Here is a 14,174-nt window from a genome sequence, read left to right on the forward strand (position 1 = left end):
AATTTCTACACCAGATAAGGAGACGAGATGAGAGGAAATTGATGGAGGTAGCCAATGGCAGAGACGAGATATATCATATCGGATGCGGCCAGAATGATCAATGTAGAACCCCATGTCCTGAGGTATTGGGAAGAAGAACTGGCCATTCAAATTCCGAGAAATGAACTTGGACACAGATATTATACGGATAAGGAAATACAGCTTTTTGAAAATATTCGCGATCTGAAAGAGAAAGGCTTTCAGCTGAAGGCTATTCGGCTGATTATTTCTACATTGAATGAAGATGCTCCCTTTGGTAAGACAGGGAGTGAGGACGAGCATATGACAGAAGAAGAGCTGGCAGCGGCAAATGCAGGGCAGCTTGCTGAAGATTGCGAAAAAGAACCAATGGCGCCGCCAAAACAGATGGTACCGGAGGAAAAGAAGGATGAAGGAAAAACTGAAAAGAAGCCGCAGCAGACAGACCGGATGCCGGCGGTATCGGATAAGGATAGGCCTGAAGCAGCAGGAGAAAAGGGTATAAAAAGAGTTTCTCCGGCAGATAAAATGAAACATTTTAAATACATTATGGACGGGATTGTAACAGAAGCACTGGTGAAAAATAATGAGCGTCTTGAAGACGTGATGGCATCCCAGGTGACAGATATTGTGATGCAGGAAATCGGTAAGATGGAAGAACGTCAAGAAAGACAGTCAGAACGGTATTATAAGCTCCTTGATGAAGCAATTCGCGGACGACAAAGAAACAGTCAGGAAGTGGCGGCGGCCAAAGTACCGTCTTATAGCGCGGCGAAACTGCCAAGACGCAGAAAAAGACTATTTAAAAGAAAGTTCAAATATTAAATACATAGAGCTGCAGCGTTGCTATCTAAATAGCCGCTGCAGCTCTATGTATACCTGAATGATTATGCAGGATTAGTTGTTAGCTGCAAGAAATTCGTTAATCTTGTCAACTAATTCCTGTGGATTAATGCCATGAACGAAAGCTGCTTCTTCAATTGTCTCACCCTGAGAAGAAGGACAGCCAAGACAGTGCATGCCAATACCTAAAAGAATAGGTGCTACATTGGCATCAATGCGGAGAAGATCTCCGATTAAAGTATCTTTAGTTACTACAGCTGCTGCCATAATATCACTCCTTTCGTATTGTGCGAAAAACGCATCTTCTCGTATTATAATATACTTTATTTAATTTTGCAACCAAACTTCATTTGAAATTTTTGACGCTGTCTGTAAATGTGAATTTTTTCTCAATAAATAATGAATTTTCTTCATTTATACAAGATTGCCCTTGTATTCGACGCCAATTTGTTATAGAATAGAGTCGTACGAAAATTAATATTTATCATTATTAGGAGGTATACTATTATGGCATACGTTATTTCAGACGCTTGTGTTTCTTGTGGTACATGTGCTGGTGAATGTCCAGTTGGCGCAATCAGCGAAGGTGATGGCAAATACGTTATCGACGCTAATGCATGCTTAGACTGTGGTTCTTGCGCAGGCGCTTGCCCTACAGAAGCTATTTCTCAGGAATAATCCTGTTGGCCGGTATATCCGGTTTATTATGAAACATGAGGAAAAGGTTACTATAGCAATATAGTAACCTTTTTTATTTGTTTTATACATGTGCGATGAACTTTTGCTAATATATAGGATTCACGCAATAAGTTTTTTGCCGCATGGGTTATAAACTGCGAAGAATCTGCAAAGCATTCTCGCGGATAATAGTTTCATAATGTTCATCAAAATAATACAATGTATTGGCATTTGCTTTCTGAACAGAACCGAACTCTGAAGCAAGCTGGCAGATGCCCCCAAAGATGGTGCGTGGGATTCCTTCGCTGGAGAGAACAAGATAGTAATGACTATTTACCGGGTTCTTATACAGTGTATTGCCGCAGTCGAAATTCTCAGGAAGCTGTTCGCTCAGACGGGAGACGTCATTCAGAGAATTGAATTCATAAATACGTAAAATAATCTGCTGGGAATCTGCATTCGCTTCCGTATCAGGGGTGTTGGAATCATCCTGAATATCTGAGTCGGCCGTATTGTCTGTACTGTGCATTTCAGCTGTCTTTGCCAGGATATCATTGCTGAGGCGCTTAAAGATGTCAAGAATCTCGTCTGTACCGCTGTAAATGATCTCATCCGAATCAGACACCTCATCCGAATCATCTGAGGATGGTGTGAATCTGGAGAAACGGGTATCCAGTTCTTCTGGATCATCCACCTTTGTGATGATCAACATAATACATTCATTGGAAATAGGGACAGCTTCTATGATTAAAGGGATGTTCTCTGCTTCAAAACCGAGTTCATCAGATGCCTGAACCATCATTTCACGAAAAAGTGCTTTGGCTTTCTCGGAACCATAGGCAAGTTCACTGAGCTTGAGTTCGCGTTCAGCCAGATCGCTGCGTGTCAGTGTACATCGTATCTGGTTCTCACTGATGCGTTCTAATTTCATGTTATCACTCCTTTCCATGCAAAATAAAACCATAAACCATATGAAGTTTTTTCTGCAAGTATCTTCATTATAGCCATTATTTAATTGGCTGTAAAGAGGAAATAACGTTGGATTTTAACCCGGAGAAAGCAGCCGTGTCGAAGGTATTGACATGTTGTCAATGGGGGATGTTTTCTGCGGACTGATGATGATTGATGGATGTATTTGGTACTGTTATCATTATTATATGTCTGATGGAGAGTATCATTACAAGGATGCAGGTGCCAATATAACATATCACATAGCGCGCGGCATGAAATGGAGAACAGAAGACATTTTTACGGAATCTTTCCGCAAAAGTGGAGGATGATGGATGAAAGCAACCGTTTTTTATGCAAAAATGGAAGAAAATACCGCTTTTAGTGTTTTTTAAGGGTGGAAATGTTGATGGATTGGGTACTATGTAGTATAATCAGAAGATAAGTATATGGAAATTGTATAGAGTCGTTTTTGGGAAGCCAGCTCTGTACAGCTACACAATGTGAATAGGAGACTGTTTGGATGGAAGTAATTACAGATGATATGACAGGGTACAGGCTCCGAAGGAGAGCGATTGTATTCTGGATAATCTCAGGAGTACTGATCATCGTCACTGTCGGAAGTATACTGTTTTATAGAAATCCATGGCTCGTGCACAGAATGGATGCCGATCAGGCAACAGCAGAGGTGTTGGAAGAGATTGCAGAGAGCACATCACCTTATGTGAAGATTGAAGGCATTGAGCTTACTTTTACGGGTTACTATAAGGTGAATGGGAATGGGACGGTATGTTCTTATTGCTATATGGGATCAATCGGGAATCATTATGTACTCACGGATATACCTGCGAAGGATAAAGGTGCACTGGCTGAGGACAGTACACTGGAGGAGAAGGTTTTGAAGAACTATACACTGACAGGTCAGCTTGTGAAGAAGGATGAAATTACCGCACGATTGGCAGAAGAAGAGAACATGGATCTTAGTGAATATAAAGCCTATTATCATATGGCGGATATTGAGATCCATGATTATGACAGTGATCAGGAAAGAATGCGTATCTATCAGATGATGTATCTGATAATGGCGGTCGGCTTAGCCGCTGCCGGTGCGATTTTATGGTCAGAATCTAGGCTGAGTATGCAGTCAACGAAAGACAACAGTTGACAGATGCTCCGGCTGCAAAGGAGGAACCAATGAAGAAAGTATTACCGATTGTAATTGTGATGCTGCTTATTATAGGTGTAGGCGGCGGAGTGGCGTGGAGTCTGCTTGCAGGCAGGTACAAACCGACAGAAGAGGTGCTTGACTATGCTTCTGAGATGGGCCTTGCTGAGAACGAATATGCTGTTACGCTGAATCATGAAGTACTAAAGGAAGACAAAGCAGCAGCAATTGACGGCAGAGTTTATTTAAGCATGGCTTTGGTGACAGAAAGCATTAATACCCGTTTTTACTGGGATGACAACGAAAAGCTGTTTTTATTTACGACACCGACAGAAGTGATGAAGGTGACACCGGATCAGCAGAGTTATACAGTGAAGACCTGGGATGGCAGCAGCGATGCTGATGAAGGTTACATGATTGTGCGGACTTACAATGGCAGTTATTATGTTGCGGCTGAATTTGTGAAAGCACACACTCAGATGGATTATGCAGAATATACAGAACCAAACCGCGTTGTGATGAACACAAAATGGGAAGAGCAGCAGACGGTGACGCTGAAGAAGGACACAGCGGTTCGCTATAAAGGCGGTGTGAAGAGTGAAGTGCTCAGGCAGGCCAATAAGGGGGAGAAGATGGTACTGCTCGAGGCTTACGATGACTGGAGCAATGTGGTGACAGAAGATGGATTTGTAGGATGGGTGTCCAACAAGGCACTGCAGGAGACCCAGATAGAGACGCCTGAGGCACCGGCTTTTGAGGCACCGGAATATACCAGCATCCACAAAGATTACAAGATCAATCTTGGATGGCATCAAGTGATGAGTACAGCGGCCAACAGCAGTTTGTCAAGCGTGCTGAGTTCTGCATCAGGCATCAATACATTGTCACCTACATGGTTCTCGTTTGCAGATACAGAGGGCTCTGTGACATCGATTGCTTCCAAAGATTATGTGGATACCTGTCATGCGAAGGACATTGAAGTGTGGGCATTGTTCTCCAATGAGTTTCCTTCAGATGACGGGACACGATATTTTGATTCTGAGAAGACCGATCAGGTTTTGGCTTATACATCCAAACGTGAGAAAGTGATCAGCGAAGTGATTAGTTATGTGACAAAGTACGGTATTGATGGCATTAATATTGATTTTGAGTTGATATCACAGGAAGGCGCGGATGATTATATTGAGTTCATCAGAGAATTGTCTATCGCCTGCCGTGCGAACAATATCATCTTGTCGGTAGATAATTATGTGCCGGAGTACACCTATTATTATAACCGCAGGGAACAGGGGATTGTGGCAGATTATGTAGTGATCATGGGATATGATGAGACACCTGCAGGTTCAGATACACCGGGGCCTGTCGCTTCTCTGAACTTTGTTCGCAAGGGTATCACAGATACGTTGAATGTTGTGGACAAGTCGAAGGTGATCAATGGTATTCCGTTCTATACCAGAGTCTGGTGTACAACTGCCGATGGAAATGTCAGTTCCTTTGCATGCGGAATGGCGGAGGCTTTGGGGTATTTGACGGATCATAATGTGATACCGCAGTTTGTGGAGGATATGGGTCTGAATTACGGCAGTTATACCTCTGAGAAGGATGGCAACTTCTACGAAATCTGGCTTCAGGATGCTACAGCCGTAGAAGAAGAGATGAAGATGATCAAGGAGTTTGATCTGGCGGGTGTTGCAGAGTGGAAGATCGGCTTCGAGAGCGGATCAGAAATCTGGGATACAATACAGTCTTATCTTCAGTAAATGTTTTGGACACGGCATGAGGAGTGCAGGTGTCCGGCTAATGGGATAACAGGAATCCTGTTTGCATATATTGTCTTCAAAGAGATGATAGATGCAGGCAGGGTTCTTTTTTTATGAAACGAGTGCTGACAGGCATATTGTGGTGTCTGGCGATCGGAATGGTTTACAGTGTTCTGATCCGTCAAAGTGGTCAGGGAGAACGGATGGAGGGGATAAGTACTGTTTTTTATCATAGGATAAAGCCGACAATGGAAAACTCCTCCTTTGTTGTCATTGACAGTGGACATGGGTTTTTTGATGCCGGCAAAATTGGTGTCGGTGGTACACAGGAAAAGAAAATTAATCTGGTGATTGCACAAAAACTGAGGGATATGCTGGAGCTTCAGGGGATTCATGTACGGATGACACGGGAGAATGATGAAGTTTTATATGATGGTGAACCGCCTGAAGACAAAAAAGAGGATATGAGAAAGAGAGTGGCACTGATGAATGAACAGGGGTGCCTGCTGGCTGTCAGTATTCATCAAAACAGTTTCACAGAGGAAAAGTATAAGGGGGCCCAGGTCTTTTATTATAAACCCTCAGAGGAAAGCCACAGGCTTGCATCGGCGATCCAGCAATCTTTGATAGAATTTCAGAATTCGGAGAATACAAGACAGGAAAAAGCCAATGAAGACTATTATATTCTGAGAAAAGAAAGGGTGCCGACGGTGATCTGTGAATGCGGATTTTTAAGTAATCCGGAAGAGGAAGTTCTACTTTGTACGGAGGCGTATCAGGAAAAAACTGCATGGGCAATTTCTGTCGGTATTCTTCGGTATTTGAATGAAAAACAGGTACCAAGTGAAAATCATTAGAAAAGAATAAAAAAATTGGCAGCCTTTCGGCTGCCTGTAAGGGGAAGGTATATATTTAAAAAAGGGATTAAGAAATTGTCTTTTGCTATGTTTGTATTTTATCATAGGTGATATGTATAAGTGTTGCCAAAGATCGAAAAAATATTCCTTTAATTTTGCACAAAGTGACGACATAATTCTTGTGCAATGTCACGATTGACATATGAAAGTACATATTTTGCGAGGTGTTTGGACATAATGCTCATAAACATACAGCAGCAGGTAAATAGGAATTCGATGGCTATGTCTATAAATCAGACTCGAATTTTGTACTGAGACCTGCAGGCGAGTTTTGAGAGACAGAAAGGTGATTAGAACATGAAAAATGTAAAACAATGTGCAAAATGGATTCTGGTATGTTTAATGGCGGTTTTGATGACAGGTGTTGTATCAGCGGCGGAAACAGCCGGAAAAGGAGAGATTTCTTCTTTTAATAATTACGGAGAAAATGGAAAGTACACATCGATTGGCAAATATGAGGTGGCCTATGGTTCAGCCATTACAGATGTGACGCAGAAACTGCCATCGACACTGACAGCAACGATGACAACGGGTGAGGAAGTGGAAGTCCCTGTTACATGGGTATGTGTTAGTGATAATCTTGGGGGCAATTCTTATATACCAAAGCATGAGGATGCTTCGGCAGTGTATACTTTTGAGGCACAGTTGGGGGATGGCTATAAGATGGCCGGCAATCTTCCGGATGATTATGTGATGCCTTTTGCAACTGTCAGTTACACAGAGGGTGCACAGGAGCTGAACAGTCAGGCACCCGAAATAGATACAGAGATGGATCAGGCAATGGATGCGGCCGCAGGAATGTCGGTATGGACCTGGATCATCTGGATTATTGTCATCGTGATCATCGTTGTTGTCCTCTGGTGGCTTTTTGCAGGCAGCAAAAACAGCAAAGAGAAGTAGCACAGTCATTTGAGTATTAAAAAATGAAAACAGGATTCAAAATGAGATCTTCAAAGACCGGCATATCGGTATATTCTCATTTGAATCCTGTTTTGAAATTTTAGAGGTAGATTTTTAACCTGCGGGAGTGCGTGGAAAGAAGAATCCTAGCTTTCCCATGGACGGATACGGTAAGTGACGCCGAGTTGATCACAAATAGCCTGACACTGCGACTCTTCTTCTTTGCTGAGGGTTGTGTCGACTGTTGTCATCACAACGTGAGGAACATACCGGGTGCATTCTTTGGCGAAATCCAGCATGGCCTGGAAAGACTGATCACCGAAACGGCTGCGGACCAGTTCGTGGTAACGGTCTGCATTAGGAGTATTTAAGCTGATGGAAACGGTGTCGATCAGCCCTTTAAAATCCGGTGCAATGTCTCTGCAGTTGACAAGGTTGCCGAGTCCGTTGGTGTTGATACGGATTGGTTTATGGTAGGTTTCCTTAAAGTATCGGGCAACTTGGAGCAGAATATCGATGCGTTCTGTCGGTTCGCCGAAGCCGCAGAAGACCAGTTCATCAAAGGCATCAACGTTGAAATTAGCGAAATCGGCGATAATTTCTTCGTATTCCGGTTCACGTGTCAGCCACAGGGAATCGGATTCGCCCACATGATCCATGGTCTGCCTCAGACAGAAGGTGCAGGAACAGGGACATTTGTTGGTCAGATTGACGTAAAGATTATTGTGAACTTTATAAAGAATCGTCATAGTAAAAACTCCTTTGTATCAATTTAGTCGTATTTTAATGTGTGCAGCACTTCTTCAAAACATACACCATCTGTCAGCGGTATGTCAAGTTCAATGGAACGCTGGATGCATTTTTTAATAAAGTTGGAGGCCTTCTTGACAGAACGGTCGAATGGGACGCCATTGACGGCATCTGCTGCAATGATGGCAGTGAAAATATCACCGGTGCCTGAACGGGAGGTACCGATGCGGTGTGTTCTCAGAACACGGGAAGATTTGCCGGCTTCATGGCAGAAGTTGGCAACATACTGACCCTGCGTGATGCCGGTGATAACAATCTTTGAAGGACCGGCCTTGGAAAGCTTCTCGGCCATAGCCTCGATTTCTGAGAGATGCCACTTCTTGTCTTCGTACGGGGTGTCTGTCAGAATGCAGGCCTCTGTCATATTTGGAGTCAGAATATCTGCATAGTGGACCAGATCTTTCATATGGTCACACATCTCTCTGGTGTAGGTTGGATAAGGTCTGCCGTAATCGCCCATAACGGGGTCAATGATCACCAGGTTGTCCGGACGTTTGAAATCCCGGATAAAATTCGATACAATAGCGATCTGTCTGGCAGAGCCGAGGAATCCGGTGCAGATACCGGAAAAGGACAGATCAAGCTTCTTCCATTCGTCGATGCTTGGCTGCATATGGTCTGTATAGTCTTGATAGTAGAAGCTCTCAAAGCCTGTATGATTGGAAAAAATGGCTGTGGGAAGTGTACAGCATTGAACACGAAGCATGGAGATGACAGGAAGAGCCACTGCAATAGAGCAGCGGCCAAATCCTGTCATGTCATTGATTAATGCAATTTTCTTCTGATGATTATGATAATCTGACATATTCAGTTCCTTTCATGAAACAAAATTCAAGTCATCATGTGCAAGAACAGATGAGTTAACTGCCTTTCATATGATGGCATATTCGTCAGCGCTGGGTAAGGCGCTGGATATATTTCGGAAGATGTGCGGCCTGCAGTGCGGAACCGATCACATAGAAGAGAAGGATGCCGATGATACCTTCCATGACAAGTCCCGGAATCTGTGTAGCACCTGTATAGATACTGCCGTAAAGAATAGAACCGCCGATGAAATAACCGATCACCATGATCACGATACCGACAACGCCGGCGATGGCTGTACGGATCTTAAACATATTGGCGGTGAGTCCTGTGCGGTTGGCAATGTAACCGATCACAAAGCCCATGATACCTTTGATGATCAGTGTTGGGATGATCCACTGGGCATAACCGGTCAGCAGATCAGAAAGTGCAGAGCCGATGCCGCCGGCCAGAAGACCTGTCACAGGGCCGAAGAAGACGCCTGAGATGAGAATGAAACAGTTGCCGAGGTGGGCGTAACCCAATGGAATCGGGAACTGTAAAAACATTGTTGAAAGACACACTAGAGCGATGGCCAGTGCATTGATGCTGATTGTTCTGGAATTTAACTTGTTCATAACCGAAAACCTCTCTTCTGTATTAACATTACTTGATATCATACTGTGAATGTGACGTTTTTGAAATGGCCAGTTTTATATTATTTCATATGGTCAGTTGCCTTTGATGAAGGTGGGTATATCACTGGGCAGCGAGAGTGGCACAAAGCGGCAGAATATGGTATACTATGTGAAAATATCAATGTTTTGACAATACAGGATAACATAAGGAACAGAGGTGACATTTTGAAATTTATACATACGGCAGATATCCATCTGGGAGCAGCTCCGGACAGCGGTATGCCCTGGGCAGCAGACAGAGGAAGTGAACTATGGGAGACCTTTTACCGGCTTTTGGATAAAGCAGAAAAATCTGATGTGGAGCTATTATTGATCGCAGGGGACCTTTTTCACAGGCAGCCGCTGAAGAGGGAACTCAAAGAATTGAATTATCGTTTTTCACAATTAACCCACACAAGGATCGTGATAGTGGCAGGCAACCATGATTACATTGGCACGCAGTCTTTTTATAAGGATTTTGAGTGGGCGGACAATGTTGTCTTTTTCAGAAAAAATCATATATCTTATGTGTATATTGCTTCGTTGAATTTAGTTGTTTATGGCATGAGTTACGACAGGCAGGAGATTACAGAGGCGATGTATGACCAGCTTAGACCGATGCGCAGATTGAAGGACGGAAGGCCTCTTCCGGAAGGCTGCAGGCATATCCTTCTGGCCCATGGCGGTGACAGCCGTCATATTCCGATCAATCAGGATAAACTCAGACAGGCAGGGTTTGATTATGTGGCGCTGGGCCATATCCACAAACCATGGATAGATGATAGGAGCCCAATGGCTTATGCTGGTGCGCTGGAACCCATTGACCGCAATGATGAAGGCATCCATGGTTATATACAGGGAATATTGAGTGACAAAGAGACAAAGATTGAATTTGTTCCTTTTGCGGAAAGGTCCTATATTACATTGAATGCGGAAGTGACACCGGATATGACCATGCGTCAGCTGGCAGAGTCAGTAAAGGGGCTGCTGGGACAGTGCGGCCGGCAGAATATGTTTCAGATTGTGATAGAGGGGTTCAGAAATGTGGATTTTGAACTGGATGAGGGAATGCTGATGCGGCTGGGACGGGTATTATCCGTCCGTGATCATTCGGTTCCGGATTTTGATTTCCAGCACTTATACGAAGAAAATCAGAATAATATTATCGGAATGTATATCCGGCAGATTTCAGAGATGGATATCAGTGATGAACTGAAGGCGAAGGCATTAGGCTATGGGATGAAAGCATTGTTGGAGACACGATGAGATACATCATGATATAGACTGAATGAAATAGAGAATCAGGAGGCAGAAAAGTGATTATAAAACAACTGAATCTGGACCATTTCGGAAAGTTCCATGATCGGGAGATTCATCTGGAGAAGGGGATCAATATTGTTTATGGTGCCAATGAATCCGGTAAATCCACGGTACATTCATTTATACAGTGCATGCTTTTTGGAACAGAGCGCCTGAGAGGGCGCGGAGCCGGTAAAGATATTTACACAAAATATCAGCCCTGGGATGGCGGCGGAAGCTACGAAGGCAGGATGCGTCTGACTTGTCAGGATCAAAACTGGCGTTTGATGAGGAATTTTCACAAGGATGACAGTCATCTGACGGTGATTGACGAAACGGGCGGGCGTGAGATCCCATGCAGGGAGGATGATATTTCATCATTGATAGACGGAATGACCCTGTCAAATTATCGCAATTCTATTAGTTCCGGTCAGCTGTCACTGCAGCCGGATGGTCAGTTTACTACGGGAATGCAGTCCTATATGGCCAATATGGCCATGGGAGCGACTGATAATGTGGATGTGGGTAAAGCACTGAATTATTTGAAGGAGGAGCGCAAAAAGGCAGCATCAAAGTTTTCTCATCAGGAATATGAGGATTGTGTGAAGGAAGCAGAAAATCTCCGAAGGGAATTAGAAGGCCGGATGGCATTGATGTCACAGCAGAAAGCCCTTGAAAGGGAGCGGGAGAATATACTGGAGCGCATCCGGCAGCTTGAGTGTGATGTGGATGATGCCATGAAGCAGGATCGGCAGGAGCGAATGAAGGCAATCCGGCTTATTCAGGAGAATAATGATGTGGCCGCCATGTATAAGGCAAAAAAAGCCGAGCTTCGTGAAATGGAGAATCAGACAGGTAGCCAGAAATATCAGCAGCATTTAAATGATGTGATGGAAGACTATGAAGTGCGTCAGAATAAGCTGGAAGATGATCGATCAAGATACAGTGAACTGGAAGAGCAAAATGAGGGAAACGGCATACGGAATCTGGCACTTATTTTTCCGGTAGCTGCAGTAGCTGTGCTTGTCTGGCTGGCAGGCGGCCTGGTTGGATTGAAAGGGATCGCACATATTGCAGCGGCGGTTCTTTTGACGGCTCTGGCAGCTGGCTTTGCGTTTATGCTGATCAGGACATCAGGAAAGAAGAAAGAACGCATAGAACAGCTTGAAGCAGAGATAGAGGAGCTTGAATCCCGGCAGCAGGCGATACTTGAAAAGTACCAGATTGATGATATTGCTCAGCTGAAGGAAAGAGGGCAGGATCAGAGAAGCCGGCAGGAAGTCGTTGTGAGACTCAGAAAAGAACTGGAAAATCTGCGAAGACGTTATGATCAGCTGCAGGAGCCGCTGAAGCCTTATATAGAGAAGTATGGGGAAAGTGTGACACTGGAATCTTCAGCCGGTCAGAAACAGAAACAGACTATCCAGCAGCTGCGAAAGCAGGCCTCTGATCTGCTTAGACAGTCAGAACAGCTGAACTGGCAGATGGAGCAGCTGGATGAAAAACAGAACAGTCTTGAAAAGCTTGAGACAAAGATCAGTGAACTAAAAGAACAGAAGAAAAACAGTGAGGAAGAGATTAAAGCGATTGAGCTCAGTCAGAAGACCATACAGGATATCACCGCCAGAATTCATGGTTCCTTCGGCACACAGCTGGCAGATTATATTTCACAGCTTTTTTCTTATATTACAGATGGTGCCCATAAGAAATTGAATATTGATGAGAAGTTTCAGGTAACGGTAGATGATGACAGACAGCTTCTGCTGCCTCAGCAATTATCGGCGGGTACAGTGGATCAGATTTATTTTTCTGTGAGGATGGCAGTCAGCCAGATGATTTTTAGTGAGCCGATGCCGCTGATTCTGGATGACAGTTTTGCCCTGTATGATGATGAGCGTTTGAAGAATACATTGAGATGGCTGGCAGAGCAGAAAGCTTTTAGTCAGATTCTCATATTTACATGTCATCACAGAGAAGCAGAGATGCTGCAAAGTTTAAATTGTGATTATCATTATGTTGAACTGTAAATGAGGGCGAAACTTCAAGTATACTGAAAAAATGCCGCCAATGAACGATTCAATGCAGGCACATTCGCACTGCATATGAATTCGTTCATTGGCGGCATTTTTCAGAAGGCTGTGGGTTTCGCTTCTTTGTTATATCACTGCCTGCATTGCGCAGATTTTATTTGTGGTATTTACGGTAGTAAGTCAGTGCGTTCTGGATCTTCGCGTTTGGATCGAGCAGTTCGCTGATGGAGTGATCGTAGTTCAGTTTGTCGATCATGAGTGCGATGTATTTGCTCAGGTCTACGTTAATGTAATATGGACGGGATAATAAGTCCGGTGTCTGATAAATAACGTTGGTTGTCAGAACTTTGGAGATAAGACCCTGTTCATAATATTCATCGAACTGTTTCAGACCGTTTGTAAACAGACCAAATGTTGCGGCAACAAAGACACGGTTTGCTTTACGCTTCTTCAGTTCTTTGGCAACATCCAGCATGCTTTCGCCGGAGGAGATCATATCATCCACGATGAATACGTCTTTGCCTTCAACGGATGAGCCAAGAAATTCGTGAGCAACGATCGGATTGCGGCCATTGACAACTCTGGAATAGTCTCTTCTCTTGTAGAACATACCCATATCAAGACCGAGAACGTTGGAATAGTAAACTGCACGTCCCATAGCACCTTCATCCGGGCTGATGATCATCATATGCTCGCTGTCCACCTGAAGGTCAGGTACGTTGTTGAACAGTGCTTTGATAAACTGATAAGTTGGCTGGATGCTGTCAAAACCACTGTTAGGAATTGCATTCTGTACACGTGGATCATGTGCATCAAAAGTAATAATATTTTCAACACCGAGAGCGTGAAGTTCCTGAAGCGCAACTGCACAGTCCAGAGATTCACGGGATGTACGTTTGTGCTGGCGGCTCTCATAAAGAAATGGCATGATGACATTGATACGGCGCGCTTTGCCTGCTGCTGCTGTAATAATACGTTTTAAATCGGAATAATGATCGTCTGGTGACATCTTATTCATATGTCCGCAAAGGGAATATTCGATTGAATAGTTCGTTACGTCAACGAGTAAGTATAAATCCTTACCGCGGATAGAATCAAGGATGGTACCCTTCGCTTCGCCGGAACCGAAACGGGAGCATTTTGTATTCACGATATAAGAATCTTTGATTTTGTCATCCTGGTGAAGAACATCTTCACGTTCTTTTCTCCAGTCAACGATGTATTCGTTGACCATTTTGCCAAGTTCACTGCAGCTCTGAAGCGGGATAATACCTAAATCACCTACTGGAATTGAGTTTCTAAACTCTTCAATGTTCTGAGCCATAATATACCTCCATCATGTGTTA

14 protein-coding genes are annotated in these 14,174 nt (G+C 43.8%); 8 read left to right on the plus strand and 6 right to left on the minus strand.

Translation table 11 applies throughout. The annotated features are described in order from the left end of the window. The first annotated feature begins 54 nt into the window (after positions 1–54). Positions 55–843: a MerR family transcriptional regulator gene (locus tag HED67_RS04790; RefSeq protein WP_215631687.1), complete on the plus strand. Its 789-nt coding sequence runs from the start codon at positions 55–57 to the stop codon at positions 841–843. A gap of 72 nt (positions 844–915) precedes the next feature. On the opposite strand, the gene HED67_RS04795 is transcribed toward HED67_RS04790, so the two are convergent. Next, positions 916–1,128, minus strand: coding sequence for a DUF1858 domain-containing protein (locus HED67_RS04795; protein ID WP_015513868.1), 213 nt, complete (start codon positions 1,126–1,128; stop codon positions 916–918). A 240-nt stretch (positions 1,129–1,368) separates the two neighbouring features. Between HED67_RS04795 and HED67_RS04800 the strand changes: the two genes are divergently transcribed. Further along, positions 1,369–1,539, plus strand: coding sequence for a DUF362 domain-containing protein (locus HED67_RS04800; RefSeq protein ID WP_015513869.1), 171 nt, complete (start codon positions 1,369–1,371; stop codon positions 1,537–1,539). Between the two features lie 148 nt (positions 1,540–1,687). On the opposite strand, the gene HED67_RS04805 is transcribed toward HED67_RS04800, so the two are convergent. Then, a complete protein-coding gene (locus HED67_RS04805) occupies positions 1,688–2,470 on the minus strand; it encodes an adaptor protein MecA (protein ID WP_221717682.1) in 783 nt (260 codons plus the stop codon). 540 nt (positions 2,471–3,010) lie between these two features. Here HED67_RS04805 and HED67_RS04810 point away from each other — a divergent pair. From HED67_RS04810 to HED67_RS04825, 4 genes are all read left to right on the plus strand, one after another. Continuing rightward, positions 3,011–3,652, plus strand: a complete 642-nt coding sequence (locus tag HED67_RS04810; protein WP_221717683.1) for a hypothetical protein — start codon at positions 3,011–3,013, stop codon at positions 3,650–3,652. Between the two features lie 29 nt (positions 3,653–3,681). Continuing rightward, positions 3,682–5,412 carry a glycosyl hydrolase family 18 protein gene (locus tag HED67_RS04815; protein WP_221717684.1) on the plus strand — a complete coding sequence of 577 codons (1,731 nt, stop codon included), beginning with the start codon at positions 3,682–3,684 and terminating at the stop codon, positions 5,410–5,412. Positions 5,413–5,525: 113 nt separating this feature from the next. Then, the gene (locus HED67_RS04820; RefSeq protein ID WP_178441378.1) at positions 5,526–6,269 is read left to right on the plus strand and encodes an N-acetylmuramoyl-L-alanine amidase; all 744 of its coding nucleotides are present in this window, start codon (positions 5,526–5,528) and stop codon (positions 6,267–6,269) included. Positions 6,270–6,626: 357 nt separating this feature from the next. Continuing rightward, the gene (locus tag HED67_RS04825; RefSeq protein ID WP_178441377.1) at positions 6,627–7,229 is read left to right on the plus strand and encodes an Ig-like domain-containing protein; all 603 of its coding nucleotides are present in this window, start codon (positions 6,627–6,629) and stop codon (positions 7,227–7,229) included. Positions 7,230–7,375: 146 nt separating this feature from the next. Here the strand turns inward: HED67_RS04825 and HED67_RS04830 are convergent, their stop codons facing one another. The 3 genes from HED67_RS04830 to HED67_RS04840 all read right to left on the minus strand — a co-directional run bounded on the left by HED67_RS04830 (position 7,376) and on the right by HED67_RS04840 (position 9,460). Continuing rightward, the gene (locus HED67_RS04830; RefSeq protein WP_221717685.1) at positions 7,376–7,978 is read right to left on the minus strand and encodes a TIGR04100 family radical SAM protein; all 603 of its coding nucleotides are present in this window, start codon (positions 7,976–7,978) and stop codon (positions 7,376–7,378) included. 23 nt (positions 7,979–8,001) lie between these two features. Beyond that, positions 8,002–8,844 carry a pyridoxamine kinase gene (locus HED67_RS04835; RefSeq protein ID WP_221717686.1) on the minus strand — a complete coding sequence of 281 codons (843 nt, stop codon included), beginning with the start codon at positions 8,842–8,844 and terminating at the stop codon, positions 8,002–8,004. Between the two features lie 85 nt (positions 8,845–8,929). Continuing rightward, on the minus strand, positions 8,930–9,460 hold the full coding sequence (locus tag HED67_RS04840) for an ECF transporter S component (RefSeq protein ID WP_178441374.1): 531 nt from the start codon (positions 9,458–9,460) through the stop codon (positions 8,930–8,932). 225 nt (positions 9,461–9,685) lie between these two features. On the opposite strand from HED67_RS04840, the gene HED67_RS04845 reads away from it, so the two are divergent. Together HED67_RS04845 and HED67_RS04850 are read left to right on the plus strand one after the other, a co-directional pair. Beyond that, on the plus strand, positions 9,686–10,765 hold the full coding sequence (locus HED67_RS04845; protein ID WP_178441373.1) for a metallophosphoesterase family protein: 1,080 nt from the start codon (positions 9,686–9,688) through the stop codon (positions 10,763–10,765). Between the two features lie 50 nt (positions 10,766–10,815). Then, positions 10,816–12,825, plus strand: coding sequence for an ATP-binding protein (locus HED67_RS04850; RefSeq protein ID WP_221717687.1), 2,010 nt, complete (start codon positions 10,816–10,818; stop codon positions 12,823–12,825). Positions 12,826–12,982: 157 nt separating this feature from the next. On the opposite strand, the gene HED67_RS04855 is transcribed toward HED67_RS04850, so the two are convergent. Continuing rightward, the gene (locus tag HED67_RS04855) at positions 12,983–14,152 is read right to left on the minus strand and encodes a ribose-phosphate pyrophosphokinase (RefSeq protein ID WP_178441371.1); all 1,170 of its coding nucleotides are present in this window, start codon (positions 14,150–14,152) and stop codon (positions 12,983–12,985) included. Positions 14,153–14,174 lie beyond the last annotated feature (22 nt).

This window comes from Pseudocoprococcus catus, assembly GCF_019734885.1.
In the GTDB taxonomy this organism is placed as follows: Bacteria; Bacillota; Clostridia; order Lachnospirales; family Lachnospiraceae; genus Coprococcus_A; species Coprococcus_A catus.